The 25,770-nt window shown below is 75.8% G+C and carries 23 protein-coding genes; 10 read left to right on the top strand and 13 right to left on the bottom strand.

All coding sequences use genetic code 11. From position 1 onward, the window contains the following. Positions 1 to 54 precede the first annotated feature (54 nt). A complete protein-coding gene (locus tag ACFQ8E_RS19440; protein ID WP_430552207.1) occupies positions 55 to 408 on the bottom strand; it encodes an STAS domain-containing protein in 354 nt (117 codons plus the stop codon). Between the two features lie 202 nt (positions 409 to 610). On the opposite strand from ACFQ8E_RS19440, the gene ACFQ8E_RS19435 reads away from it, so the two are divergent. Beyond that, positions 611 to 2,785, top strand: a complete 2,175-nt coding sequence (locus ACFQ8E_RS19435) for a SpoIIE family protein phosphatase (RefSeq protein ID WP_430552206.1) — start codon at positions 611 to 613, stop codon at positions 2,783 to 2,785. A gap of 37 nt (positions 2,786 to 2,822) precedes the next feature. Here the strand turns inward: ACFQ8E_RS19435 and ACFQ8E_RS19430 are convergent, their stop codons facing one another. After that, positions 2,823 to 3,272, bottom strand: a complete 450-nt coding sequence (locus ACFQ8E_RS19430) for a DUF3151 domain-containing protein (RefSeq protein WP_430552205.1) — start codon at positions 3,270 to 3,272, stop codon at positions 2,823 to 2,825. Positions 3,273 to 3,358: 86 nt separating this feature from the next. On the opposite strand from ACFQ8E_RS19430, the gene ACFQ8E_RS19425 reads away from it, so the two are divergent. From ACFQ8E_RS19425 to purD, 5 genes are all read left to right on the top strand, one after another. Beyond that, entirely contained in the window at positions 3,359 to 3,721 is a 363-nt protein-coding gene (locus tag ACFQ8E_RS19425; RefSeq protein WP_429735554.1) for an STAS domain-containing protein, read from the top strand. 121 nt (positions 3,722 to 3,842) lie between these two features. Further along, on the top strand, positions 3,843 to 5,138 hold the full coding sequence (locus ACFQ8E_RS19420) for an adenylosuccinate synthase (protein WP_430552204.1): 1,296 nt from the start codon (positions 3,843 to 3,845) through the stop codon (positions 5,136 to 5,138). After that, the gene (locus ACFQ8E_RS19415; RefSeq protein ID WP_430552203.1) at positions 5,135 to 5,857 is read left to right on the top strand and encodes a transporter substrate-binding domain-containing protein; all 723 of its coding nucleotides are present in this window, start codon (positions 5,135 to 5,137) and stop codon (positions 5,855 to 5,857) included. The genes ACFQ8E_RS19420 and ACFQ8E_RS19415 overlap by 4 nt, the downstream gene beginning before the upstream one ends. A gap of 19 nt (positions 5,858 to 5,876) precedes the next feature. Further along, a complete protein-coding gene (locus ACFQ8E_RS19410) occupies positions 5,877 to 6,341 on the top strand; it encodes a PPOX class F420-dependent oxidoreductase (protein WP_430552202.1) in 465 nt (154 codons plus the stop codon). Between the two features lie 85 nt (positions 6,342 to 6,426). Beyond that, entirely contained in the window at positions 6,427 to 7,722 is a 1,296-nt protein-coding gene (purD, locus tag ACFQ8E_RS19405) for a phosphoribosylamine--glycine ligase (RefSeq protein ID WP_430552201.1), read from the top strand. Positions 7,723 to 7,824: 102 nt separating this feature from the next. Here purD and ACFQ8E_RS19400 read toward each other — a convergent pair whose 3' ends face one another. Beyond that, complete coding sequence (locus ACFQ8E_RS19400) at positions 7,825 to 8,946, bottom strand: tyrosine-protein phosphatase (RefSeq protein WP_430552200.1); 1,122 nt, start codon at positions 8,944 to 8,946, stop codon at positions 7,825 to 7,827. 127 nt (positions 8,947 to 9,073) lie between these two features. On the opposite strand from ACFQ8E_RS19400, the gene ACFQ8E_RS19395 reads away from it, so the two are divergent. Beyond that, positions 9,074 to 10,069, top strand: a complete 996-nt coding sequence (locus tag ACFQ8E_RS19395) for a phosphoribosylaminoimidazolesuccinocarboxamide synthase (RefSeq protein ID WP_430552211.1) — start codon at positions 9,074 to 9,076, stop codon at positions 10,067 to 10,069. Between the two features lie 31 nt (positions 10,070 to 10,100). On the opposite strand, the gene ACFQ8E_RS19390 is transcribed toward ACFQ8E_RS19395, so the two are convergent. Continuing rightward, positions 10,101 to 10,991 carry a DUF4190 domain-containing protein gene (locus ACFQ8E_RS19390; protein WP_430552199.1) on the bottom strand — a complete coding sequence of 297 codons (891 nt, stop codon included), beginning with the start codon at positions 10,989 to 10,991 and terminating at the stop codon, positions 10,101 to 10,103. A gap of 232 nt (positions 10,992 to 11,223) precedes the next feature. Here ACFQ8E_RS19390 and purS point away from each other — a divergent pair, with 232 nt between their 5' ends. From purS to ACFQ8E_RS19375, 3 genes are read left to right on the top strand one after another with little or no spacing between them, the layout of a single operon-like run. Then, positions 11,224 to 11,511, top strand: coding sequence for a phosphoribosylformylglycinamidine synthase subunit PurS (gene purS / locus ACFQ8E_RS19385; protein WP_429766102.1), 288 nt, complete (start codon positions 11,224 to 11,226; stop codon positions 11,509 to 11,511). Beyond that, the gene (gene purQ, locus ACFQ8E_RS19380; RefSeq protein WP_430552198.1) at positions 11,511 to 12,230 is read left to right on the top strand and encodes a phosphoribosylformylglycinamidine synthase subunit PurQ; all 720 of its coding nucleotides are present in this window, start codon (positions 11,511 to 11,513) and stop codon (positions 12,228 to 12,230) included. The genes purS and purQ overlap by 1 nt, the downstream gene beginning before the upstream one ends. Further along, positions 12,227 to 12,751, top strand: a complete 525-nt coding sequence (locus ACFQ8E_RS19375) for a GNAT family N-acetyltransferase (RefSeq protein ID WP_430552197.1) — start codon at positions 12,227 to 12,229, stop codon at positions 12,749 to 12,751. The genes purQ and ACFQ8E_RS19375 overlap by 4 nt, the downstream gene beginning before the upstream one ends. Positions 12,752 to 12,776: 25 nt before the next feature. Here ACFQ8E_RS19375 and ACFQ8E_RS19370 read toward each other — a convergent pair whose 3' ends face one another. The 9 genes from ACFQ8E_RS19370 to recC form a co-directional block, all read right to left on the bottom strand. Next, the gene (locus tag ACFQ8E_RS19370) at positions 12,777 to 13,163 is read right to left on the bottom strand and encodes a VOC family protein (RefSeq protein ID WP_430552196.1); all 387 of its coding nucleotides are present in this window, start codon (positions 13,161 to 13,163) and stop codon (positions 12,777 to 12,779) included. A 38-nt stretch (positions 13,164 to 13,201) separates the two neighbouring features. Beyond that, positions 13,202 to 14,107: an LLM class flavin-dependent oxidoreductase gene (locus ACFQ8E_RS19365; protein WP_430552195.1), complete on the bottom strand. Its 906-nt coding sequence runs from the start codon at positions 14,105 to 14,107 to the stop codon at positions 13,202 to 13,204. A gap of 64 nt (positions 14,108 to 14,171) precedes the next feature. After that, a complete protein-coding gene (locus tag ACFQ8E_RS19360; protein ID WP_430552194.1) occupies positions 14,172 to 14,942 on the bottom strand; it encodes an MBL fold metallo-hydrolase in 771 nt (256 codons plus the stop codon). Between the two features lie 26 nt (positions 14,943 to 14,968). Next, on the bottom strand, positions 14,969 to 15,367 hold the full coding sequence (locus tag ACFQ8E_RS19355; protein WP_430552193.1) for a type II toxin-antitoxin system VapC family toxin: 399 nt from the start codon (positions 15,365 to 15,367) through the stop codon (positions 14,969 to 14,971). Continuing rightward, positions 15,364 to 15,621: a type II toxin-antitoxin system Phd/YefM family antitoxin gene (locus tag ACFQ8E_RS19350; RefSeq protein ID WP_430552192.1), complete on the bottom strand. Its 258-nt coding sequence runs from the start codon at positions 15,619 to 15,621 to the stop codon at positions 15,364 to 15,366. The genes ACFQ8E_RS19355 and ACFQ8E_RS19350 overlap by 4 nt, the downstream gene beginning before the upstream one ends. Before the next feature lie 97 nt (positions 15,622 to 15,718). Continuing rightward, positions 15,719 to 16,792: an LLM class flavin-dependent oxidoreductase gene (locus ACFQ8E_RS19345; protein WP_430552191.1), complete on the bottom strand. Its 1,074-nt coding sequence runs from the start codon at positions 16,790 to 16,792 to the stop codon at positions 15,719 to 15,721. Between the two features lie 51 nt (positions 16,793 to 16,843). Continuing rightward, positions 16,844 to 18,808 carry an exodeoxyribonuclease V subunit alpha gene (gene recD, locus ACFQ8E_RS19340; RefSeq protein WP_430552190.1) on the bottom strand — a complete coding sequence of 655 codons (1,965 nt, stop codon included), beginning with the start codon at positions 18,806 to 18,808 and terminating at the stop codon, positions 16,844 to 16,846. Continuing rightward, complete coding sequence (locus ACFQ8E_RS19335) at positions 18,805 to 22,347, bottom strand: UvrD-helicase domain-containing protein (RefSeq protein ID WP_430552189.1); 3,543 nt, start codon at positions 22,345 to 22,347, stop codon at positions 18,805 to 18,807. The genes recD and ACFQ8E_RS19335 overlap by 4 nt, the downstream gene beginning before the upstream one ends. Next, positions 22,344 to 25,757, bottom strand: coding sequence for an exodeoxyribonuclease V subunit gamma (recC, locus tag ACFQ8E_RS19330; RefSeq protein WP_430552188.1), 3,414 nt, complete (start codon positions 25,755 to 25,757; stop codon positions 22,344 to 22,346). The genes ACFQ8E_RS19335 and recC overlap by 4 nt, the downstream gene beginning before the upstream one ends. Between the last annotated feature and the right edge of the window lie 13 nt (positions 25,758 to 25,770).

Genomic DNA, 25,770 nt, shown 5'->3' with positions numbered 1-25,770 from the left:
GCCGCCCCCCCCTGGGGGGGGGCCGCCCTTCGAACTACCTCGGCGAGTCTCGAGCTACCTCGGCGTCGGGGTCTCGAGGTCGAAGCCGGGGTCGACGTCGACGATCTCCAGCAGCTCGCCGATGCGGGTGACCTCGAGGAGGAACCGGACGGTGGGCGGCGCGCGCAGCACCCGGACGCGGTGCGGGCTGCGCGACGCGAGGCGTGCGAGGAACGCCACACCCGAGGAATCCATGAAGGTGACGTGGTGGGCGTCGATCTCGACGGGGAGGCCGGAGCCCTCGGCGTCGGAGATGGCCTCGCCCAGCTCGGCTCCGATGTCGGCGTCGATCTCGCCGGACAGCACGACACGGGCGCGGGACGCACCCACGATGACGTGCACGCTCGCGGGGTCTCCCAGCTCAGGCACCGCGTCTGCCTCCTTCACGTCTGCACGCCGCAGGTCACGTGGGGTCGTGTTCGATCCGTCGTGCACGGTGCTCCTTCCACGCGCCGGGGCGTTCACCTCGAGTCTCGGCGGACACCAATCTACGGTTGAATGACCAGCAAGAACACCAACCAGGGCGGGGAATCTCGGCAGTGGAGGCATTATGACCGAATCATCCGGTCCTGTGCCGCCCCTCCCGGAGGGATTCCTCGACGCTGCCATCGCGGCTGCCGTCATCCCGGCGTTCGTCACCGGTGCCTGGGAGGCCGGGATGCCGGTCCTGTGGATCAACGACGCCTTCGCGCGGGAGTCCGGGATCGGCGTCAACGACCTCGCCGTGCTCGGCAAGCACCCCCTGCTGGAGCTCGTGGACGACGACGCCGAGCGCGAGCGCAGCCAGGGCGACCTGCGCGCCGGGCGTCCCACGACGCGGATGGTCAGCGGCCGGCTGCTCGACAGCCGCGCCACGTGGTGGCAGGTGACGATGTCCCCCGTGCCGGACGCCGACGGGGTGGTGCGGCGCTGGCTCGGCACCGCCACCGACGTGTCGACGCACGTGGAGCGTCAGGCCGCCCAGCTCGCCTCGCTCGAGGTGGAGCGCCGCGAGCGGGCCGACCTCGACCTCATCGCGCAGACCACGGAGCTGCTGGGCGACCTGGAGTACCCCTACGCGCTGCGCGACATCGCCGACCTGCTGCGCGCGCTCGTGCCCTGGGCCGGCTTCTACGTGAACGACGACGGGCTCGTCTTCGCTGACGGCGTCGACGTCGCGTCGCCGCCGAGCGGCCGCGGCCGACGGCACGCGCGGTACGTGCCCGAGCTGCCCGACGACGTCTCCGGGGAGCGGCCGGACCCGCCCACCGACGGCGGTGCCGCCCGCGAGCCGGTCCGGGACGAGGTGCAGGACCTGCTCGAGGGCGTCGTCGAGGGGCCCGTGATGCTCCGCCTGGGCGCGGGCTTCCCGGCGCACTCCGCGTCGGGGTGGCTGCGCCGCGACCTGCTGCGGCGTGTCGTGGAGGAGACCGGGGCGCTGCCGCGCGCGGTCGTCGTGCACGCGGTGGCGGGGCGCCGCCGCGTGCTGGGGCTGCTGGCGACGTGGCACGGCGTGGGGGTGGCGCCCGACGGCACCGTCACCGAGGAGGTCCGGCCCGGTCCGGGCGAGCCGCAGCACGTGCACACCGTGATCGAGGTGGTGGCGCGCCGGGCCGGCACCGCCATCGACAACGCGCGCCTGTACGCGCGCGAGCACCGGCTCGCCGAGGCGCTGCAGCGCGCGATGCTGCCCGAGCAGGCCGACGTGTCCGGGCTCGACGTGTGGACCTACTACGCGCCCAACGCCGAGCACGCCCAGGTGGGTGGCGACTGGTACGACGTGCTGCAGATCAACGAGGGCACCGTCGGGCTCGTGGTCGGCGACGTCGTCGGGCACGACGTCGAGGCCGCGGCGGCGATGGGGCAGCTGCGGTCCGTGGTGCGCTCGTACGCGTTCGAGCTCGCCACGCCGGGGATCGTCGTCGACCGGGTGGACCAGCTCGTCACGGGGATGCGCATCCCGCGGTCGGCGTCGATGGTCTACGCCACCCTCAAGCACCAGCAGGACGGCGACGTCTGGACCGTGCAGTACACGCGCGCCGGCCACCTGCCGCCGCTGCTGCTGCGCGACGGCACGGTCACCCAGCTCGCGGGCGGGGCCGGCTCCCTCGTGGGCTTCGGGTCGAAGCCGCGCACCACCGGGCAGGCCGAGCTGCGGCGCGGCGACGTGCTCCTCTTCTACACGGACGGCCTCATCGAGCGCCGGGACCGGTCGCTCAAGGTCGGTCTCGACGCGCTCGTCGAGACGTCGGGGCGCATCACCGCCCGCGACGCCGCGGGGGTGGGGGAGGAGCTGCTCTCGCGCCTCGCCGACGCTCCCGAGGACGACGTCGCGCTCGTCGTCGTGCGCGTGCCCGACCCGGTGGCCGACGCGCAGGTCCAGCCGCTCAGCCCGCGCTCGCGGCGGTGGCTGCTGCCCAGCGAGCCCGCGTCCATCGGCCGGGCCCGGCACGCCGTGCTGCGCACCTGCCAGGCGTGGGGGCTGCCGGAGTCGGCGTCGGCCGAGCTCGTCGTCTCCGAGCTGGTCGCCAACGGCGTGCTGCACGGCTGGGGCAACATCGCGCTGCGCCTCTTCGACACCGGCGACGGGCTGCGCATCGAGGTCGAGGACTCCAACCCCGCGCCGCCCGTCACGACCGACGGCCACCCCAACCGCGTCGGCGGCTTCGGGATGCAGATCGTCGAGCGGCTCGCCGACTGGGGCTGGCGGCCCGCCGGCTCCGGCAAGCTCGTGTGGGCCAAGCTGCACGCGACCGCCGTCGGCTGACCACGTCCGGAAGCCCCGGCGAGCTCACCCGACGAGCTCACCCGACGAGGGCGCGGACCTCCTCGGGCGAGCTGCCGGAGTCGCGCAGGAACTGCGCGCAGCGCTCCGCCTCGTCGGACTCGCCGATCTGCGCGGCCGCCTCGGACAGCGCGGCGAGCGCGCGGAGGAACCCCTGGTTGGGCTCGTGGTCGGCGGGGATCGGGCCCTGGCCGCGCCAGCCGGCGCGACGCAGCGCGTCGAGGCCGCGGTGGTAGCCGGTGCGCGCGTACGCGTACGCCGTCACGGACCGGGCGGCGGTGGGCGCGTCGCCCGCGGCGTCGAGCGTGGCCTCGGCCAGCACCGCCCAGGCGAGCGACGACGCGGGGTGGTCGGCGGCGAGCCGGGCCGGGTCCTCCCCGGCATCGAGGCCGTCGCGCACCTGGGGGTGTTCGTCGGGCAGGAGGGTCGGGGGCGGGCCGGCGAGCAGGTCACGCGCGGAGGAGGTCATGAGCCCCATTCTGGCCCGGCCGCGGCCCGGTTCACAGATCGGCGCCTCGGGCGTCGCGCGCGGCCGGTCGCGGGTACGCTCGCTCCATGATCGAGATCGCGACGTCTTCGACGACGACGACGCTCGTGATCGCCGGTGACCTCGACCTCGCGGAGCGCGACCAGTTCCCGGAGATCGCCACCCGCGTGGTCGGGCTGCGGCGGCAGCTGCTGGTGATCGACATGTGCCGCGTCACGTTCATGGACTCGACCGGGGCAGCGTTCCTCATCTCCCTCGCCGACGCCGGGCGCAAGCGTGGCGGCGCCACGGTGCTGCGCGGCGCGGACGAGCGCGACCTGTTCGTGCTGGAGGTGTGCGGGGCCCTCGACCTGTTCCGCATCGACCGCGACCACCGCTGCGAGTCGGCTCCCGCGCCGTCGACCCCCGCGACGCATCACCCCGCGGGCTGAGCGCGCCGGACCGACGGGCAGGTCACGGGCGGGTAAACTCGGGCGCGGCCCGGACCAGGAGGCCCGCCTCCTCAGGTGACGTGGGTGAACACGCCGGGCCTCGTCGACGCGAGGAGATTTCATGCCAGCCGTGGTGCTCGTCGGTGCCCAGTGGGGCGATGAGGGCAAGGGGAAGGCCACGGACCTGCTCGGGTCCCGGGTCGACTACGTCGTGAAGTTCAACGGCGGCAACAACGCGGGTCACACCGTCGTCATCGGCGACGAGAAGTACGCGCTGCACCTGCTGCCCTCCGGCATCCTGTCGCCCGGCGTCGTCCCCGTCATCGGCAACGGCGTGGTCGTCGACATCGACGTGCTGTTCGAGGAGCTCGACGACCTGATCGCGCGGGGCGTGGACGTCTCCCGCCTGCTGGTCTCGAGCCAGGCGCACGTCATCGCCGGCTACCACCGCACGCTCGACAAGGTCACCGAGCGCTTCCTCGGCAAGCGCCGCATCGGGACCACGGGCCGCGGCATCGGGCCGGCGTACGCCGACAAGATCAACCGCGTCGGCATCCGCATCGCCGACCTGTTCGACCCCAAGATCCTGCGGGAGAAGGTCGAGGGCTCCCTCGACCAGAAGAACCACCTGCTGGTGAAGGTCTACAACCGCCGTGCCGTCGACATCGACGAGACGGTCGACGAGCTGCTCGCGCACGCCGAGCGCCTGCGCCCGATGGTCGCGAACACGCCGCTCGTGCTCAACGAGGCGCTCGACCAGGGCAAGAACGTGCTGTTCGAGGCCGGCCAGGCCACCATGCTCGACATCGACCACGGCACGTACCCGTTCGTCACGTCGTCGAGCGCCACGGCCGGCGGCGCGGTGACCGGCTCCGGCATCGGGCCCACCCGGGTGGACTCCGTCATCGGCGTCATCAAGGCGTACACGACGCGGGTCGGCGAGGGCCCGTTCCCCACCGAGCTGTTCGACGACATGGGCGAGTACCTGCTCAAGACGGGCGGCGAGTACGGCGTCACGACCGGCCGTGCGCGCCGCTGCGGCTGGTACGACTCCGTCATCGCGCGCTACGCGTCGCGCATCAACGGCCTCACGGACCTCGTGGTGACCAAGCTGGACGTGCTCACGGGCCTGGAGAAGGTGCCGGTCTGCGTGGCCTACGACGTGGACGGCACCCGGTACGACGAGATGCCCGACGACCAGTCGGCGTTCCACCACGCGAAGCCGATCTACGAGGAGATGCCGGGCTGGTGGGAGGACATCTCCGGTGCCCGCACCATCGAGGACCTGCCCGCCAACGCGCAGGCGTACCTCGCGCGCCTGGAGGAGCTGTCCGGCTGCCGCATCTCCGCGGTGGGCGTCGGCCCGCGGCGCGACGAGATCATCCCGGTGCACGACCTGATCCACGCGCGGGCATGACGGCGACGGGCCAGGTCGTCGACGCGCTCGCCCCCACGGGGGTGCTGCGTGCGGTGGTCAACCTCGGCAACCCGGTGCTCGCGCAGGGCACCCGGCACGACCCGTCCGGGGTGACCGTCGACCTCGCCCGCGAGCTGGCCCGGCGCCTCGGCGTCGAGGGCGTGCTGGAGTGCGTCGACGCCGCGCGGCACTCGTTCGCGGCCGTGGCCGACGGGCGGGCCGACGTCGGCTTCCTCGCCGTGGAGCCGGAGCGGGCCGAGCAGGTCGCGTTCACCACGCCGTACGTGCTGATCGAGGGCGTGTTCGCCGTTCCCGAGGGCTCGCCCGTCCGCACGGCCGACGACGTCGACCGGCCGGGCGTGCGCGTCGGGGTGAAGGAGGGCTCCGCGTACGACCTGTTCCTCAGCCGCACCCTGACCCGGGCCGAGGTGGTGCGCGGCGCCGACGGCACGGTCGCGTTCGAGGAGCACGGCCTGGAGGTGGCGGCCGGCATCCGGCAGCCGCTGACCCGGTACGTCGCCGAGCACCCCGGCCTGCGCGTCGTCGAGCCGCGGTTCACCGAGATCCGGCAGGCCGTCGCCACCGGTCGCGACCGCGACCCCGTCGCCGTGACCTGGCTGCGCGACGCCGTCGCCGAGCTCACGGCCGACGGCTTCGTGGCGGAGGCGCTCGCCCGGTCGGGGCAGGACGCCACCGTGCCCGGGGGAACAACGGCCTGACCTGGCGGGTTGTCCCGTCATGACGACGACGGGGACGACCGAGACGGACGACCAGCGGGCCCTGCTCGCCCTGGTGGCGGAGGGCAACAAGGGGGTCCTCACGACCCTGCGGAGGGCCGGCCGGCCCCAGCTGTCCAACGTGCTCTACGCGTGGGACGAGGAGACGCGGACGGCGCGCGTGTCCGTCACCGCGGACCGCGCCAAGACCCGCAACGCGGCGCGCGACCCCCGCGTGTCGCTGCACGTGAGCGCCCCGGACTTCTGGAGCTACGCCGTCCTCGACGGCACGGCGGAGCTGAGCGACGTGGCGACCGACGTCCACGACGCCGCCGCCGACGAGCTCGTCGAGACCTTCCGCGTCGCGGCCCGGCAGGAGCACCCCGACTGGGAGGAGTTCCGGCGGGCGATGGTGGCCGACCGGCGCCAGGTGCTGCGCCTGCGCGTCGACCGCGTCTACGGGATGGCTCGCCTGCCGCAGCCCTGAGCGGACCGGCGCGGTCGCGGGCCCCGGGGCGGCCGCCGCGGACGCCGCGACCCTCCCGCCGCGAGGGTCGTTAGCATGGTCGCCCGTGAAGATCCTCGTCGTCGGGACCGGTGCCCGCGAGCACGCCATCGTCCACGCCCTCGCGTCCGAGGCCGCCGAGGGCGCGCAGCCGGCGCACGAGCTGCACGCCGCCCCCGGCAACCCGGGCATGGCCGCGCAGGCCGACCTCCACCCGGTGGACGCGAACGACGGCCGTGCCGTCGCCGCCCTCGCCCGCACGCTCGGCGTCGACCTGGTCGTCGTCGGGCCCGAGGCACCCCTGGTGGCAGGGGTCGCCGACGCCGTCCGGGAGGCCGGGATCCCCGTCTTCGGGCCGTCGGCCGAGGCCGCCCGGCTCGAGGGGTCGAAGGCGTTCGCGAAGGACGTCATGGCCGCCGCGGCCGTCCCGACGGCGATGGCCCACGTGTGCACCACGGTGGAGCAGGTCGCCGACGCGCTCGACGCCTTCGGCGCCCCCTACGTCGTCAAGGACGACGGTCTCGCCGCCGGCAAGGGCGTGGTCGTGACCTCCGACCGCGACGCCGCCCTCGCGCACGCCCGCGAGGCGCTCGATACGCGCGGCGACGAGGGCCGCGTGGTGATCGAGGAGTACCTCGACGGGCCCGAGGTGTCGCTGTTCTGCCTGTGCGACGGCGCCAGCGTGGTGCCGATGGTGCCCGCGCAGGACTTCAAGCGCGTCGGCGACGACGACGCCGGCCCGAACACCGGTGGCATGGGCGCGTACACGCCGCTCGACTGGGTGCCGTCCGGCCTGGTCGCCGAGGTGGTGGACCGCATCGCGCAGCCCACCGTGGACGAGATGGCCCGCCGCGGCACCCCGTTCTCCGGCGTCCTCTACGTGGGGCTGGCGCTGACCAGCCGCGGCACTCGCGTCGTGGAGTTCAACGCCCGCTTCGGCGACCCGGAGATCCAGGCCGTCCTCGCGCGACTGCGCACCCCGCTGTCCGGCGTGCTGCTCGCCGCCGCCACCGGCCGCCTCGACGCCATCGAGCCGCTGCGCTGGTCGGACGACGCCGTGGTCAACGTCGTCGTCGCCTCCCAGGGCTACCCCGAGTCGCCGCGCAAGGGCGACCCGATCACCGGCATCGCCGACGCCGAGGCGCTGGACGACGTGCACGTGCTGCACGCCGGCACCGCCGTCGTCGACGGCGCGCTGGTGTCCGCCGGCGGGCGCGTGCTGTCCGTCGTCGGCCGTGGCGCGGACCTCGCCGCCGCACGGGCGGCGTCCTATGCCGGGGTCGAGAAGATCGCGCTGGACGGCTCCCACCACCGCAGCGACATCGCGCTGAAGGCCGAGCGGGGCGAGGTCGCCGTCCCCTGACGCTGGTCTGTTCGGCAGGAGGTCGATCTCTTCGGCACCGACCCATGCCGAAGAGATCGACCTCATACCGAACAGATCGGACGGGTGTGGTGGGTCAGCCGGTCAGCCGACGAGCAGCTCGTCCCGCACGTCGCGCACCTCGCGAGCGCTGAGGCCGAGGCCCTGGCGGAGGTACCGGTCGAACGAGCGGTACTCGTCGTGCACCTCGTCGAACCCGGCGGCCAGGTACTCCGGCCGCACGTCGAGCAGCGGCCGGTAGATCGCGGCCTGCTCGGCTGGCATCGATGCGAGCGCGGCGGCGTTCGCCTCGGCGCGGTAGTCGTTGCTCAGCAGGTAGTCGTCCTCGACGACGTCGCGCGGCACGCCCGCCGTGGTGAGCAGGGCGGCCGCCGCCCAGCCCGTGCGGTCCTTGCCCGCGGTGCAGTGGAACAGCACCGCGCCGTCGTCCGCGACCGCGTCGAACAACGTCGCGTACGCGGCCCGGCCCGTGTCGCTGGAGACCATGGAGCGCTCCCCGTCGACCATCATCTGCGCGGCCGCGGCCGGTGACGACAGGTCCGGGATCGTCGCGGTGCCGCCGCCGAGCACGTCAGCCACCTCGTACCGGGCGCCGTCGGGCACGCGGTCGGGTGCGGTGGCGCGCTCCGACCTCGTGCGCAGGTCGACGACGGTGCGCACGTCGAGTCCCTCGAGGGTGTCGAGGTCCGCCTCGCTCAGCCGGTCGAGGGCGTCGGACCGGTAGGCCTCGCCCATGGCGACCCAGTCGCCGTCGGTGGTGCGGTAGCCGCCCAGGTCGCGGAGGTTCACCGTGCCGTCGAGCCGCACCAGGCGGTCGGCGATCGTCAGGCCCGCGCCGCGGTCGGGGACGAGCCGGAACCAGCGGCGGTCGGCGTCGGACAGGTCGGTGACCGTCACCGTCCCGGAGGACCCGCCGCGCGCCACGACGTGGCGCGTGTCGATGCGGTCCCGGTCGGTGCCCGCGTAGAGGCGCACGTCGCCGGCTCCGCGCGGCGCCGACCAGGTGACGGTGAACGAACCGTCGTCGTGGGTCGTCACCGTCGCCGCGGTGAAGGGGATGTGCCCCGTGGCGGCGCCGTGCTGAGGGGCGGACGGGTGTCCGGCCGCCGCGTGGGGCGGGCGCGGGGCCGCGACGGACGCGGCGGCGGGAGCGGCGACGAGGGCCGCGACGAGCAGGGCGGCGGTGTGCCGGGTGCGGAGTCTCATGGGCTGCACGGTGGACGCCGCCGGCGAACGGGCGGTGAACGGACGGGGCTGTCCGGTAGGGGACCCGATGAACTCCGCGCGGCGGGACCGCGGACGCGTGCGGCCCGGCCCGACGCCGGATGCGAGACTGAGCATCGTGACCGAGACGCACGATGTCGACCAGCCCGGTGCCGACCAGGACGACGCCTTCGCCGGGGGACCGCTCGACCTGCCGGGGTGGCGCCACGTCTACTCCGGCAAGGTGCGCGACCTGTACGCGCCGGACCTGCCCGCCCTGGGCGGCGTGCACCCGCTGGGCGACGTCGTCCTCGTGGTCGCCTCGGACCGCCTCTCGGCGCACGACCACGTGCTCACCCCCGGCATCCCCGACAAGGGCGTGGTGCTCACCCAGCTGAGCCTGTGGTGGTTCGAGCAGCTCGCCGACGTGGTGGACAACCACGTCGTGTCCACCGAGGCGAGCGCCGAGCCGGGCGACGGCCTGGTGCCCGACGTCGTCGCGGGCCGCGCGATGATCTGCCGCCGGCTGGAGATGTTCCCCGTCGAGTGCGTGGCCCGCGGCTACCTCACCGGCTCCGGCCTGGCCGAGTACCGTGCGTCCGGCGAGGTCACGGGCATCCCGCTGCCGGCCGGCCTGGTCGACGGGTCGCGCCTGCCGGAGCCGATCTTCACCCCCGCGACGAAGGCCGAGGTGGGGGAGCACGACGAGAACGTGCCGTTCGAGGAGGTGGCGCGCCGGATCGGCGACGACGCCGCCACGCGCCTGCGGGACCTCACCCTCGCCGTCTACGCCCGCGCCGAGGAGATCGCGCGCGAGCGCGGCGTGATCCTCGCGGACACCAAGCTGGAGTTCGGCGTCGACCCGGCGACCGGGGCCACGGTGCTCGGCGACGAGGTGCTCACGCCCGACTCGTCGCGGTTCTGGCCCGCGGACGAGTGGGAGCCGGGCCGTGCCCAGCCGAGCTTCGACAAGCAGATCGTGCGCGACTGGCTGACGTCGCCGGCCTCCGGCTGGGACCGGGCGTCCGACGTGCCGCCGCCCGTGCTGCCGCCCGAGGTGGTCGAGCGCACCCGCGACCGGTACCTCGAGGCGTACGAGCGGCTGACGGGGGCGCCCCTGCGCTGAGGGCGCCCCCGCGTGCCGGCGGGCCGGCAGGTCAGAGGCCGGAGCCCTGGACGCTGGCCTCGAGCGGCGAGCCGTCCGGGTTCTGCGCCCAGCACATGAGGCGCCGGTCGCCGAACGCCCACGACGCCTGGGTGGGGTAGAGGTACATCATGTCGAGGCTGGACGCGTCGTAGTCCGTGCCGACGTACGCGGCGAACTCCTCGAAGCAGAAGTCCTCCGTGGTGGCGACCACGGAGGACTCGCCCGGGTACTCGGCGTCCGTGAGCTCGTCGACGCCCACCATCTCCGCCCCGTGCGCCGACGCGCAGTCGGTCGCGACGATGCCGGTGAGGTCGGTGGCGTCGTCCGGCAGCTCGAAGCAGTCGCCCAGGTCGAGGTTCGCGCCCGTGCGGTCGGCGTAGGACTCCTCGAAGCCCTGGCTGAACCCCTCCTGGACCTCGTCGTTCGTCGCGAGCAGGGCGAGCAGCCCGACCACCAGGAGCCAGCCGAGGATCCCCAGGGCACCGAGCACGACGCCGGCGATCGCCATGCCGCGGCCGCTCTGTCCCGTGCGCCGGGTGCGCCGCATCCCCGCGATGCCGAGCCCGAGCGCCACGGGGCTGATGCCGAGGATGCCCGTGATCAGCGCGGCGATCGAGAACCCGTCCGTCCCGGGCGCCGGCTGCCCGTACGGGGACGGCGCGCCGTACGGCGCGGGCTGGTCGTACGGCGTCGGCCGGCCCCCGTACGGGGCCTGCTGGTCGTACGGCGTCGCGGGGGACGGGGTGCCGGGCGCGGTGTACGGCGCGGGCGGTCCGTTCGGTGCGGTCCCGTTCGGTGCGGTCCTGTTCGGTGCGGTCCCGGTCGGGGGCGTCGCGCCCGCCTCGGGCGTGGCGTACGGGTCGGGCGTGCCGCCGGAGGGCGGAGAGGTGGGTGCGGACATGCTTCCTCGGGGTCGGTGCGATGGTGGACGACGCGGCGTCGGCGGCGCCGTCGACCGGCTGCGCTCCGCGGCGTCAGAAGGCTAGCGCGCGGGCGGTAGACTCGTCGCGGAATCCCGCCGTCGTGCTCCCGCCCCCACGCGCGCGCCTCCGTTGCGCCGCCCGTGCCGGGACCTCGGAGCCGCGGCCGCTGGACCACCCGGCCAGCTACCGGTCACGATCCAAGGAGCACCCGTGGGACGCGTCGTCGTCGAGGTCATGCCCAAGCCCGAGATCCTGGACCCCCAGGGCAAGGCCGTCGTCGGGGCGCTGCCCCGCCTCGGCTTCACCCAGTTCAGCGGGGTGCGCCAGGGCAAGCGGTTCGAGCTCGAGGTGGACGGCGACGTCACGCCCGAGGTGCTCGCCGCCGCGCAGCAGGCCGCGGAGACGCTGCTGTCCAACCCCGTCATCGAGGACGTCGTGCGCGTCGCGGACGCCGCGACCGACGCCGCCGGGACGATCACCTCCGAGGGCGTGGCCTGATGACCGCCGGCACCCTCGCGTCGGCGCGGATCGGCGTCGTCACGTTCCCCGGCACCCTCGACGACCGGGACGCGGCTCGCGCGGTCCGGCTCGCGGGCGGGGAGCCCGTGTCGCTGTGGCACGCCGACGGCGACCTCCAGGGCGTCGACGCCGTCGTCCTGCCGGGCGGGTTCTCGTACGGCGACTACCTGCGCGCCGGCGCCATCTCGCGCTTCGCGCCCGCCATGGACGCCCTGGTGGACGCGGCGAAGGGCGGCATGCCCGTGCTCGGCATCTGCAACGGTTTCCAGGTGCTGACCGAGGCGCACCTGCTGCCCGGCTCGATGGTGAAGAACGACCACCTGCACTTCGTGTGCCGCGAGCAGGTGCTGTCGGTCGAGAACGCGTCGACGGCGTGGACCAACCGGTACCGGCCCGGCCAGCACATCACCATCCCGCTGAAGAACCAGGACGGCCAGTTCGTGGCCGACGACCGCACCCTCGACGAGCTCGAGGGCGAGGGCCGCGTCGTGTTCCGCTACCAGGGCTGGAACCCGAACGGCTCCCGTCGCGACATCGCGGGCATCAGCAACGCGCGCGGCAACGTGGTCGGCCTCATGCCGCACCCGGAGCACGCCGTCGAGGCGGGCTTCGGCCCGGACGGCGAGGACGGCCCGCGCACCGGCACGGACGGCCTCGGATTCTTCACGTCGGTGCTGGCGTCGCTCGTCTCGGCATGACCGCCACCACCGTCCTCCCGTCGACCGTCGGGCCCGAGGGCCTGGCGGTCGACGTCGTGGCGTGGGACGACCCCGTCGCGGCGACCCTGCGTGCCGCCCAGGAGGCCGAGATGGCCGTGCGGTACGGCGGGGACGACGAGGCACCCACGATCGACCCGCGGACGATCGTCGTCACGCTCGTCGCGCGCCTGGACGGCCGCCCCGTCGGCACCGCCGCCGTGCGCGACGTCTCCGGCACCGACGACCGGCGCGGCCGCGGCACCACCCACCCGGCCGCGACCGGCGAGGTCAAGCGCCTGTACGTGGACGGCGACGTGCGCGGGCGCGGCGTCGCACGGCGGCTGATGGCCGAGCTCGAGCGTGCCGCCCGCCAGGTCGGCTTCCGCCGGTTCGTGCTCGAGACCGGCACCGCGCAGCCCGAGGCGATCGCGCTGTACGAGGCCATCGGCTACGAGCCGATCGAGTCGTTCGGCGACCACGCCGGGTTGGAGCAGCAGCGCTGCTACGGCAAGCGGCTCTGACGTCGAGGGCTTCGTCCTCGCGGGCTCAGCCCCCGGCGCCCGCGGACCACGCGGGCAGCTGCTGCAGGGTCCAGGCGTTGCCGTCGGGGTCGGCGAACGTGACGAACCGGCCCCACGCCTGGTCGTCCACCCCGTCGGCCTCGACGCCCACGCCGCGCAGGTGCGCCAGCGCCTCGTCCGCGTCGGGCACCACCACCTGGATCGCGTCCAGCTGCCCCGGCTGCAGCGTGCCGCCCAGGCCCGTCCCGAACGCGATCGAGCAGGCCGAGCCCGGCGGTGTCATCTGGACGAACCGCAGGTCGTCGTTCACCTGCTGGTCGTGGTCGGGGTGGAAGCCGACGCGCTCGTAGAACTCCTTCGCCCGGTCCACGTCGCTCACGGGCACGTGGATCAGCTCGATCTTCCAGTCCATCGTGTGCTCCTCGGTGCTGTGCGGCGGGACCCGGGTGGTCACGCCTGGTCGAGCAGGGGCCGTACCTCGCGGCCGAGCAGCTCGACGAACCCGGCGAGGTCGGGCTCGTCGGCGGTGGGCTGCACCGCGACGGCGGAAGCACCGGCGGCCGCCAGGCGGAGCACGGCGTCGGCGATGGCGCGGGCGTCGCCGGCCGCACCGATGCCGCTCCCGGCCTCCGCACCCCACAGCGGGAGCTCGGCGTCGAGCCGCTGCTGCGCGCCGTCGCCGGTCGCTGCGATGAGGGTGGCGTACACGCCCGGTGCGGGCCGGCCCGCGGCCTGCGCGGCCGTCCCGGCCGTCTCCGCGGCGGCACGCACGTCGTCGGGGGTGAGCGCGTTGGCGAGGATGACGCCGTCGCCCAGCTCGCCCGCCAGCGCGAGAGAGCGGGGGCCGACGCCGCCGAGCAGCAGCGGCACCTGCGGCGCGGGCCAGTCGAGGCGGACGTGGTCGAGGGTGACGTAGCGGCCCGAGACGGTCACCTCGTCGCCGGCGAGCAGGGCGCGCAGCGCCTCGGTGTGCTCGCGCAGCAGGGTGAGGGGCGACTTCGCGCGCACCCCGGCCTGGTCCATCCAGGCCTGCACGCCGTGGCCGACCGCCGGCACGAACCGGCCCGGGAACATGCGGCCGAGCGTGGCGACCTCCATCGCCGTCACCGCCGTGCTGCGCAGCGGCGCGGGCATGAGGCCGATCCCGACGCGCACTCGCTCGGTCCAGGCCAGCGCGGCGGCGGCCGACGCGACACCGCTCTGCTTGAAGCAGTCCTCCCACACCCACAGGTCGTCGAGGCCAGCGGCCTCGACGGCGGTGGCGAGCGACCGCAGGGACTCCGGCGGCATCGTCGGGACGAAGGCGACGCCGAGGTGCACGGCAGGGCGGACTTCCGGAGCGGGGGTGACGGTCATCACGCCATCGTGCCGCGGGACACCGACACCTGCCCGGGAGCCGGCCGTGGGCCGCGGCGGCCGGTCAGGCGGTCTCGTCGCGCAGGTAGGCGAGCTGCGCGACGACGGACTGCCGCGCCGCGCGCCGCACCGACGGGTCCACGTCGGCGTAGACGTGCGCGACGACGGCGTCGGCGTCCGCCGCCGGGCCGAGCGTCGCGAGCACCGACCGCACCTGGTCGAGACGCTCCAGACGGTGGGCCCGGTAGGCGCGGACCGCCGTGCCGAGGTCGTCCAGCGCGGGGCCGTGACCCGGCAGCCCGACCCGCCCGGCGCCCACGCGTTCCAGCAGGTCGAGGCTGGCGAGGTAGTCGCGCAGCGAACCGTCCGGCTCGGCGATGACGGTGGTGCCCTGCCCGAGCACCGTGTCGCCCGTGAGCACGACCGGCTCGCCGGACCCGGCGCCGTCGGGCACGGTCACGACGAACGACACCGAGTCGGCGGTGTGCCCCGGCGTCGCGAGGACGTCGACCCGGAGGCCGCTGGCGTCGATCGTCTCGCCGCCGCGCAGCGGCTCGCCGCCGTGGCAGTGCTCCGGGTCGGCGGCGCGGACCGGGGCGCCCGTGAGCGCGTGCAGGCGCGCCGAGCCGGCGGTGTGGTCCGCGTGCCGGTGCGTGACCAGCACGAGCTCCACGGGACCCGCCTCGGCCAGGGTCGCCAGGTGCCGTTCGTCGTCGGGGCCCGGGTCCACGACCACGCACGACGACGAGCCCGGCGCGCGCAGCACGTACGAGCGCGTCCCGTCCAGCGTCATCGGGCCGGGGTTGTCCGCACGGACGACGGTGACGTGGGGCATCGTGCAGGTCCTCTCTCGGTCGTGCATCAGCCGCGGCGACCGACGTGGCGGATGGGGCCCTGATACGCGGCGACGGTGGCGTCGCTGGTGAGCAGGGTCGAGCCCGTCATGATCGCCTGCGCCACCAGCATCCTGTCGAACGGGTCTCGGTGGACGGGGGGCAGGCGTGTCGCCGTCACGGCGTGGGCGCCGTCGACGGCCAGCTCCACGAAGCCGAGGGCCAGGGTGGTCGCGCGGGCGACGTGGGGGTCGAGGTCGAAGTCGGCGCGGCCCAGAGCGGACTTGATGCCGATCTCCCAGATGTTGACGGCGCTGAACCAGATCTCGGGTTCGGGGTCGGCAAGGATCTCTGCGACGTCGTCGGGCAGTCGCTCGGGGAACCCGAGCGTCCACACGAGGACGTTCGTGTCGAGGAGATACCTCACCGGGCGTCCGCCGGCTCGTCGTTCTCGAACAGGGAGGCCACCTCGTCCTGCGCCCAGTGGTCGAAGTCGTCGGGCATCGTGAACCGGCCGCGCAGCGGGCCGAGCTCTCGCCGCGGCCGGGCGGCGGGGTCGATCCCGACCAGGCGAGCGACCGGGCGGCCCGCACGCGCGATCACGACGTCCTCTCCCGCCTCGGCCTCCGCGAGGAGGCGGGAGAGATGGGTCTTGGCCTCGTGCACGTTGACGGTCTTCACGGGGGGCCTCCTGGACCAGGCTGGACTAAGTCGAGGCTAGTCCGACGTGCCCTCGGTGGCAACGGCGGCTCGGTGGTTCCGTGGCCGTCTCCCGGTGTCAGGCGGCGAGCGCCTCGGCGAGGAGCTCGAGGGTGCGGACCCGGCCGGGCGTGGCGTCCAGCGGCTCGGACTCGTAGGACCCGGCCACCGGTACCACCATGACCTCGTCCACGCCGTGCCGGGTGGCGAGGTCGCGCAGCTGGGCGGCGGCCTGGTGCGGCTCGCCGACCACCCAGCGCGACCGCATGTCCGCGACGATCTGCTCGGCCATCGGGTCCAGCGGCTCGGCGGCGGCCTGCTCGACCGTCTCCGCGCGGCCCATCGGCTTGCCGGTGCGCAGCCGCGCCATCGACCGCAGCTGCGGCAGCGCACGCTCGTGCGCCTCGACCGCGGTCGGCGCGACGACGACGTTCGCGGTGAGGAACGTCCGCGGCTCCGGGTGGTCGGGGCTCGGGCGGTAGCCGTCGCGGTACAGCGCGAGCACCTGGTCGACACCCGCGCCGGAGAAGTGGTTGGCGAACACGTACGGCAGGCCCAGCTCCGCGGCGAGGCGGGCCGAGTAGTCGCTGGAGCCGAGCAGCCACACGGTCGGGGTGCCGTCGGCGGCGGGGGTGGCGTGCACGTCGTAGAGGTTGCCGTCGCCGAGGCGCAGGGCCGCGCCGTCGGGGCTCATGAGCGACAGGATGTCGCGCACGTGCTGCGGGAACCGCTCGACGTCCGACGTCGGGCCGGACTGCCGCAGCAGCGCCGTGACGACCGGGTCGGAGCCGGGCGCGCGACCGAGGCCGAGGTCCACCCGCCCGGGCGCGAGCGCCTCCAGCGCGGCGAACTGCTCCGCCACCACGAGCGGCGCGTGGTTGGGCAGCATGACCCCGCCCGAGCCGACGCGGATGCGTTCCGTGACGGCGGCGGCCGCCGCGATCATCACCGGAGGCGTCGACGCCGCGACCGCGGGCATGTTGTGGTGCTCGGCGAACCAGTACCGCTCGAAGCCCAGCTCGTCCGCCCGGCGCACCAGCGCGAGCGAGGCGGCCAGCGCCTGGGGGCTGGACTGGCCCGTGCGGACCGGGACGAGGTCCAGCACGGACAGGCGGGGGGACGTGGGCGCGGGGGTGGGGGCGTCGGCATTCATCGCCTGGGACAACCCGCAGGAGCGCGACTCCTATTCCGTGGTGGGCGGGCGTCAGGGGAGCGGCTCGCGGAGGCCGCTCGCCCGGCGGACGGGATGTGCGACGGCGGCGCGCACGGCGTCGGCGGTGCCCACCACGCGCACGAACTCCTGCGCGCGGGTGACGGCCGTGTACAGCAGCTCGCGGGTGAGCAGGGGCGACGTCGGCGGGGGCAGCACGAGCGAGACGCGGCGGAACTGGCTGCCCTGCGCGCGGTGCACGGTCATCGCGTGCACGGTCTCGACCGGGGGCAGCCGGTGGGTGCGCACCCGCAGCGGGGCGCGCGGGTCGCCGAACACCGCGACGACCGCGACCGCCTCGTCCTGAGCGTGTGCCGGGTCGCCCTCCGCGACGAGCACGCCGGTGTCGCCGTTGTACAGGCCGACGTCGGCGTCGTTGCTCGTGACCAGCAGCGGACGGCCCACGACCCACGGCGACCCGGGGACGGCCGGGGCGAGGGTGCCGTCGGCGGTCGCCTCCTCCACCCAGGCCTCGACCTGTGCGGCCCAGCGGGCCACGCCGACCGGGCCCCGCCGGTGCGCCACCATGACGCGGTGCGCGTTGAGCGCCTCGAGGGCGCCGGCCGCGTCGCCCTCCCGCGCCGCGGCCACGAGCCGTCGGCCGGCGTCGACCGCGTCGTCGTGCAGTCCCTGCACGGCGTGCTCGTCGAGGCGCTCGGTGTCCGCCTCGACGAGCTCGACGCCACCGACCCCGGCACGCAGGACGTCGAGCACGGCGTCCGCGTCCCCGTCGCGGATGGCGGCCGCGAGCGGCAGGATCGCGGAGTCCTCGCCCTGTCGGTGCACCGTGACGAGCCGCACGACGCCGTTGGCCAGGGCCGTGTCGTCGTCCCCCGCGGGCTCGTCGGGCGGCGTGGTGGTGACGTGCGCGGCGAGGCTCCCGACCACCGGCGGCCTGGCGACGAGGTCGCCCAGCACCGCCCCGGCCTCGACCGACGCGAGCTGGTCCGGGTCGCCGACCAGCACCAGCCGCGCGTCCGGGCGCAGCGCCTCGAGCAGCCGCGCCATGAGCGACAGCGGCACCATCGAGGTCTCGTCCACCACGACGACGTCGTGCGGCAGGTGGTGGCCGGCGTGGTGCCGGAAGCGGGTCGCGCTGCGGTAGCCGAGCAGCCGGTGGACGGTCGTGGCCTCCGGTCGGCCGGTGCGCTCGCGGTCCTCGGGCGGCAGGGCGCCGACGACGTCGCGGACCGCCTCCTGCAGCCGGGCGGCCGCCTTGCCCGTCGGCGCGGCGAGCGCGACCCGCAGGGCGGGCTCCCCGGCGACGTCCTGCAGCACGGCGAGCAGCCGCGCGACCGTCGTCGTCTTGCCCGTGCCCGGCCCGCCCGTGAGCACCGTGAGCCTGCGGCCGGCGGCGTGCGCGGCCGCGAGCCGTTGCCGTACGTCGCCGGCCTCGGGGAACAGCCGGGCGAGCGCCGCGTCCAGCCGGTCGGCGCCGGTGGGCACGAGCGGCGGGGCCTGGAGCCGGGCGTCGACCAGCCGTCGCACCGTGAGCTCGTCCCTCCAGTACCGGTCGAGGTACAGCCGCCCGCCGACCCAGCGGGCCGGCCGGTCCTCGGGGCCGTCCGCGCCGACCGTCACGAGCGGGCTGGCCTCGATCGCCCGCACCCAGGCCTCGTGCTCCGGCCAGGGCGGGGGAGCGGCGGCGTCGGGACCGTCGGCGGCGTCGCCCCGGTCGGCGTCCTCGGGCAGCGCGAGCGCCGCGAGCTCGTCCGGGTCGTCGAGCCGCACGCACACCGACCCGCCCCGCAGCGCCCGGACGGCGAGCGCGACGGCGAGCAGCACCGTCGCGTCGTCCTCGCCCGTCAGCCGCCCGAGCCGCGTCGCGACGTGCACGTCCGTCGCGGCGACGAGTCCGGCCGCGTTGAACTCCCGCAGCAGCCCGGGCGCCGCGGCGGCGAGGCGGACGTCGCCGGAGGCCTCGACCGGGCCGCCCGGGAGCGTGGAGGTGTCGGTCATGCGTCGTCTCCGTCCAGCAGCGCGGACAGCGCGGGCACCAGGCCCCGCGGCGGCACCCACGACACCACGCCGTGCGGCGCGCCGTCGGGCCCCGTGGGCGTGGCCGGGCCGCACATGCCGCGCACGAACAGGTAGAGCCCGCCGCCGAGGTGCACGTCCGGGTCGTAGCCCGGCAGCCGCCACGCCAGGTAGCGGTGCAGCGCCACGAGGTAGAGCACGAGCTGCAGCGGGTAGTGGGCGTGCAGCATCGCGTCGACGGTGGCCTCGGGCCGGTAGTCGTGCGCCGTGAGCGGGGCGTCGAACGCGCCGAGGCGGTTCGTCTTGTAGTCGACGACGAGGAAGCGTGGCGCACCGTCGTCCGCGGGCACCCGCAGCACCGCGTCGATCGACCCGGTCAGGTAGCCGCGCAGGGGGCGGGCCGTGGGGTCGGCCGCCGCCAGCTCGGCGAGCACGGCGGGGTACGCGGCGAACGCGTCGTCCGCACCCAGGTAGCGGCCCAGCAGCGCCGCGATCCCGGCCAGGGTGGCGCCCTCGGCCGGGGGACCGCCCACGTCGCCGTCGCCCCCGGCGAGCGGGAGCTCGAACTCCAGCTCCGCCAGGCGGTCGCGCGGCGTGAGGTCGGCGAGCGTGCGTCCGCCCGCGAGGGGCCCGAGCGGCGTGCGTGCGACGACGCCCAGCGCGGCGGCGAGCTCGGCAGGGTCCGTGCCCGGCACCCGCGTGGTCGCCGCCGCGGCGCACCGCGCGAGCAGCTCCGCGTCGAGGTCGGGGGCCGCCGTATCGGCGTACTCCAGCACCTCGTGCACGAGGGTGCCGAAGCCCGTGCCGGCCGGCAGGCCCGACATCGGGGACGGCAGATCGGCGCCGGGCGCCTCCCCGGGTTCGCCGACGGCGCCGACGGGACGGACCGCCGTCGGCGCGGCCTCGGCCGGCTCGTCCTGCAGGCCGCCGCCCTCCGGCTCGGACTCGACTCCCCCCGTCGCGGGTTCGGCCGGGCCTGGCGCGGGCGAGAGGCCGCCCGGGCGACCGACGTGCGCCGCGGCGGTGAGCGCGGAGTACGACGCGCGCCGCCACGTCGGGTCGGGTACCCGGTCGAGGTGCGCGACGCCGAGCGTGGGCACGTCGTCCACGGGCGGGCGCCAACGCTCGGTGGACGGCGTGGCGGGCGCCTCCTCGACGGCGATCGTGCCGCCCGAGCCCTGGGCGAGGGCACCGAGCGCCGTCCGTACCGCGTCGTCGCGCATGGCCTGCTGGGGCGCGTGCGGCGCGGGCTCGCCGCCGAGCGTGCGGTCGCCCAGGACGACGCGCGTCAGGCCCGCCTTCGCGGAGTTCGCTTTCGACGGCGCCCAGTGCGCCACCACCTGGTGCCGGGCGCGGGTCAGCGCCACGTACAGCAGCCGCAGGTCCTCGCCGCCCTCCTCGCGGCGGTGGCGCTCCAGGGCGGCGTCGTACCCGAACGAGCCCGGGCCGCCCACGTGGAGGATGCGGCGCCCGTCGCCGGCGTGGAAACGCAGCACCTCGGGCTGGCGCGGCTCGAACCGGTCCCACGCGAACGGCACGTACACGACGCCGAACTCCAGGCCCTTGCTGGCGTGCACCGTGACGACCTGCACCGCCGCGGCGTCCGTCTCCAGGCGGCGGCTGCGCTCCTCGTCGTAGTCCTGGGCGGCTTCGCGGATGCGCCGCCGCAGCCATGCAGTGAGCGCGGAGGCGCCCAACCCCTCCGTGACCGCTGCGGCGTGCAGCACCTCGCCCACGTGCCGCAGGTCGGTGAGGTGGCGCTCGCCGGTGCTGGTGCGCATCAGCCGCTCCGCCAGGCCGTCGCGGGTCACCGCCTCCTGCAGCGCGGCGATCCCCCGCGACCACAGCAGCCGCGACCAGCGCCGCACCGTGTCGGCGAGCGCGTCGTGCGCGGCGTCGTCCGCCGTGGCGAGCCGCTCGGCGTCCCAGCCGACGAACGGCGTCAGCGCCAGGGCCGCGGCCCGCCCGTGAGCGCCCGGCTGCTCCAGCGCGGCGAGCAGGGTGAGCCAGTCGCGGGCCGACGGCGTCGCGAACACGCTCGACAACCCCGAGACGACGGCGGGCACCCCGCGCTTCGTCAGCTCCGACCGGACCGCCTCGGCCTGCGCGTTGGTGCGGGTGAGCACGGCGACGTCGCGCGGCTCGAGCGGTCGCCACGCGCCGGTGTCGCTGCCGTCGCCGCTCGTGTCGTCCGGGTCCACCAGCCGGTCGCGGCCCAGGCGCGCGGCGATGTCGGCCGCGACGTCCGCGGCGACGAGCTGGCGCGGCGGACCGACCGGCGGCGTCTCGCCGGGCGACATCCCGAGCGCGGCACGCGTCACCTGCCGCAGCCGCAGCGGCGCGCCGCCGTCGAAGCGCGACCCGCGGTGCGCGGCGTCCACCGGCCGCACGACGATGCGCTCGTCGCCCAGCGCCGCCCCGCCCAGCAGGGTGTCGAGGGCCCGCAGCAGCGGCTCGTCGCTGCGCCAGCTGGTGCCGAGCGTGGCGACGGCGGTCGCGTCCTGCTGTGCGTCGAGGTACGCGACGACGTCGGCGCCGCGGAAGGCGTAGATCGCCTGCTTGGGGTCGCCGATGAGCACCAGGGTGCGGTGCCCGTGGAACGCGGTGCGCAGGATCTCCCACTGCACGGGGTCGGTGTCCTGGAACTCGTCGACCATGACCACACGGAACCGGGAGCGCACCCGCTCGGCGGCGACGGGGCCGTGCACCGGGTCGGCGAGCGCGTCGCGCAGCATGACGAGCAGGTCGTCGTAGTCCAGGAGGTGCTGCGCGCGCTTGCGGCGCAGCGTCTCGTCGCGCGTCTCCTGGGCCACGGCCCGCCGCAGCGCGCCCGGTGTGGACGGGGGTGGCGTGGACGGCGCGCCCCCGCCCGGCTCGGCGGGTTCGACACAGGCCTGGTGGTCGCTGACGGCGGCCCGGCCCAGGTCGGCGGCCATCGTCGGGGTGAGTGCGGGGTGCGCCTCGCCGGAGAAGCGGCGCACGTACAGGTCGTCGGACACCTCCCGCACGAGGTCGGCGACGTCGGCGACGAACGTCGCCGCGGGGTCGACGTCGGCCGCGATGCCGAGCGACGTGAGCATCTGCTGGCAGAAGCCGTGCGTCGTCGTGATGGTCGCGGCGTCGAGCTGCGACAGGGCGGCGGCGAGCCGGGCGCGCCGGCGGTCCAGCTCCTCGCCGTCGACGTCGGCGAGCAGCGCCACGACCGGGTCGTCGCTGGAGGCAGGGTCCGGGCCGCGCAGCGCGCGCTCGGCGCTCACCAGCCGCTCGCGCACGCGGTCACGCAGCTCGGACGTGGCCGCCCGGCCGAACGTCACGAGCATGAGCTCGCGCAGCTCGGCGCGGCCCTCGGCGACGAACCGTGTGGCGAGCGCAGCGATGGTGAACGTCTTGCCCGTACCGGCGCTGGCCTCGAGCACCGTGGTGCCCTCCGGCAGCGGGCCGCAGACGTCGAAGACCGGACGGTCCGGGACGCCCGCCAGACCGCCGGTCGCGTCGGTGTCGAAGCCCGCCCCGGCCGTCATTTGGTGCCCTTCTGCTCGTGCGCCAGCAACGGGTCCCAGACGCGGCGGGCGAGCGCCCCCAGCCGCGAGGGCTCGTCGGGGAACCTGCGCCGGTCGTCGTCGTCCGGCACACCAGCCATCGCGTCGAACGACCCAGGTCCGCTCGGGTCACCCCAGACCATCAGGTGATACGCGTCGGACTTCTCGAAGCCGCCGTTCCAGGTGAAGCGGGCCTCGCTCGTCGCCTGGCCGGGGTCGCCCGTGCCGCCTCCGCGGGAGACGGCGTACGCGTGCGACGCGTCCGGGGGCAGGGGGAGAGGAGCGCGGGCGGCCTGGGCGCGCAGGGCGACGAGGTCGTCGAGGAGGCGCGCCGCGTCGGCCGGGTCGGGCGCCTGGATCAGGCTCCACGCCGCCTTGGCGCCCCGGCCGGGGGCCCGGCCCACGGTGCCGGCGTGCCACTGCTGCCCGTCGGGCAGCCCGCCGCCGCCGCCCGACGCCGCGAGGGCGAGGGTCTGCACCCAGGCGCGCAGGCGGTGCTTCGGGCCGAGCTTCGAGTACTCCGCGCGCACGACGCGGCCGCCGTGCACGCCGGGGACGGTGCCGGTGACGAGGACGCCGGAGGGCAGCGCGGCGGACACGTCGACGGCGCGGGCCGCGTGCTCGGCGCGGACCTGTCGCGCCATCGTCTCGACCGGCTGCACGCGCTCGACGACGTCCCGCAGCGCGGTGCGGCCCAGCTCGCGCGGCGGCGCCTGGCCGCGGCGCCACTCCGCCTGGAACGCGCGCCCCGGGTCGGTGCCCCCGAGCACGGCGGTGAGGATCCGGTCGCCCGCCCCCCACGCGGCCAGCGGCGCCATCGTCAGCGGCAGGCGGTCGTCCACCTCGTCCTCGTCCTGCGCGACGCGCACGTCGAGGGTGGTCCGCAGGAACCAGCGGACCGGGTGCTCGAGCATCGCGACGAGGTCGTCGAGGTCGACCTCCGTCGGGGCGGCGGCGTCGAGGACCAGCGGCGCGGGCACGAGCAGCCCGGGATCGACGCGGTCTCCTCGACCTGCCTCCGCGCCGCGGAACGCCGCCGTGTCGAAGCTGAACGGGCCGGAGGTGCCGAGCGCGCCGGACTCGAAGTTGCGCTCTCCCACGACCTGCAGCGGGTGCCGCACGACGACCTGCCGTCGGACGGGCCCGCCGTCCGCCGCCGCGCCGACGCGGTCGAGCGCGTCCAGCAGCTCCGCGACGGGGACGGCCGGCGGCCGGGCGGCGCCGGTGCGCTCGTCGGCGCCCGAGTGCAGCACCACCAGGTGCTCGCGCGCCGCCGTGAGCGCGTCGAGGAAGATCTGCCGGTCCTCGCTGCGCCTGTCCCGCTCGCCCAGCAGGGCGTCGCGCGCGAGGAGGTCGTCGCCGTCCGGCGTCGCGGACCGGGGGAACGCGCCGTCCTCCATGCCCAGCAGGCACACCACGCGGTGCGGGACGGCGCGCATCGGCTCCAGCGAGCACACGGTGAGCGCGCCGGTGCGGAAGCCCGCGCGCGTGGGGCGGCCCGCCAGGCGGTCGGCGAGCAGGGCGCGCACGTCCTCCAGCCGCAGCCCGTCGCCCGCGGTGGCGCGCCCCGCGCCCGCGGCCCGGACGTCGCCCAGCACGCGGCGCGCCTGCACCGACTGCCACGCGTCGTCCGGCGCCGGGTCGGCGAGCAGCGTGACGGCCCGGTCCAGGGCGTCGAGCCAGTGCTCCAGCGGGTGCGTGCCCTCGAGGTCGGCGAGCAGCCCCGTGAGCCGGGACACCAGCTCCGCGAACCGGCCCGCGACGTCCACGTCGGTGGACCCGACGTCGTCCAGTGGCAGCGCCGGGCCCACGAAGCGCGAGTCCTCCTCGGCCATCGCGACGCCCAGCAGCACCCGGTCGAGCGCCGCGTCCCACGTGCCCTGCCGCACCCGCGGGTCGATGCCGAAGCGCTCGCGCCGCGACCCGTCCTCGCCCCAGCGCACCCCGACCTCGACGGCCCAGTCGCGCCAGCGGTCCAGGTCGTCGTCGGAGAGGCGGAAGCGGCGGCGCACGGGCTCGCTGGTGGCGAGGTCGAGGACCTCGGACGCCGTGACGCGGCCGTCGGCCAGGCGCAGCAGGGTCGCCAGCACACCGAGCACGGGGTTGACGACGCCGGGACCGCGGTCGGCCAGGCTGACGCGCAGCCGCTGCCCGGGGTGGATCTGCGTGACGCCGTCGGGAGCGGCGCCGAACGTGGCCGTCACGAGCGGGGCGAATGCCTCGACGTCGGGGCACAGGACGATGACGTCGCGCGGCTCCAGGGTCGGGTCGGCGGCGAACAGACCGGTGAGCACCTCGCGCAGCACCTCGACCTGGCGCGCCCGGCCGTGGCAGGCGTGCACCTGCACGCTGCGGTCGTCGGGACCCACCGGCGCGGGCGCGACGTCCGGGTCGTCCGCGCGCAGGGCCGACTGGAGCGCGCCCAGCAGCGTGCCCGGGGGCGGCGGCGCCGGATGGTGCGCGACCCGCACGTCGGGGGCGTCGTCGGCGGGTGGGTCGAGGACCCCCGAGAGGCGCAGCTGCAGCTCGACGGAGTCGCGCGCCGTGGAGGCCAGCAGGGGGTGGCGGGCGGCCGGGGGCAGGGCGTCACGACGCGCCCCGGCGGCGGCGCCCCGGGCGCCAAGGCCCTCGACCGAGGCCCACAGCGCGGGCGACGGGTGCGGCAGCCACAGGTGGACGTCGCGGTGGCGCGCGAGGGCGGCGAGCACCTGCCGCTGGTCCTCCGGCAGCCGGGTGGGGCCGAAGACGGAGAGCCGGGCGGGCAGGTCCACGGCGCCCGGGTCGGTGCGCAGCACGCCGACCGCCTCCGCCAGCACCTCCGCGGGGCCGGGCGCGTCCACGCGCTCGCGGACCCGCCGCCACAGCCGGGGCTGCCACGCGAGGTCGTCGGGGACGCCGTCGTCGCGCCCCTCGAGCCAGCCGGAGAGCAGGCCGGGCCGCTGCTGCGCGTACGCGGCGAACAGCTCCGCCACACGCTGCGCGAGCGCGACGCGGCGCGACCGGCGCACGCCGTCGCCCGCCTCGCCGACGTACCGCGCGAGCGGCGCGGCCCAGCCCTCGTCGAGGGACGCGTCGACGGTCTCCAGCACCGGCCACACGAGGCGCGCACGGCGCCACGGGTCGTCGTCGGGCTCGACGCCGGTCACCGCCGTCACCGCCGACGCGACCAGCCGCGACGGCGAGGAGAAGTCCACGTTGGCGCACACGCCGGCGCCCGACGCGCCGTCCACCCCGAGCCGGTGCGACAGCCGCTGCGCCAGCCACCGCTCGATGCCACGCGTGGGCACCGCGACGACGTCCGGGGTGAACGGGTCGTCCGGAGGCTCGGCGAGCACGTCGGCGAGGGGAGCGACCAGCGCGTCGGAGCGCTCGGACCGGTGGACGTGCAGCACGTCGGCCAGGTTA

Source organism: Isoptericola sp. NPDC056573, assembly GCF_042793335.1.
Taxonomy (GTDB): domain Bacteria; phylum Actinomycetota; class Actinomycetes; order Actinomycetales; family Cellulomonadaceae; genus Isoptericola.
The sequence above is the reverse complement of the archived record's forward strand: the minus strand, read 5'-3'. Positions and strand labels throughout refer to the sequence as shown.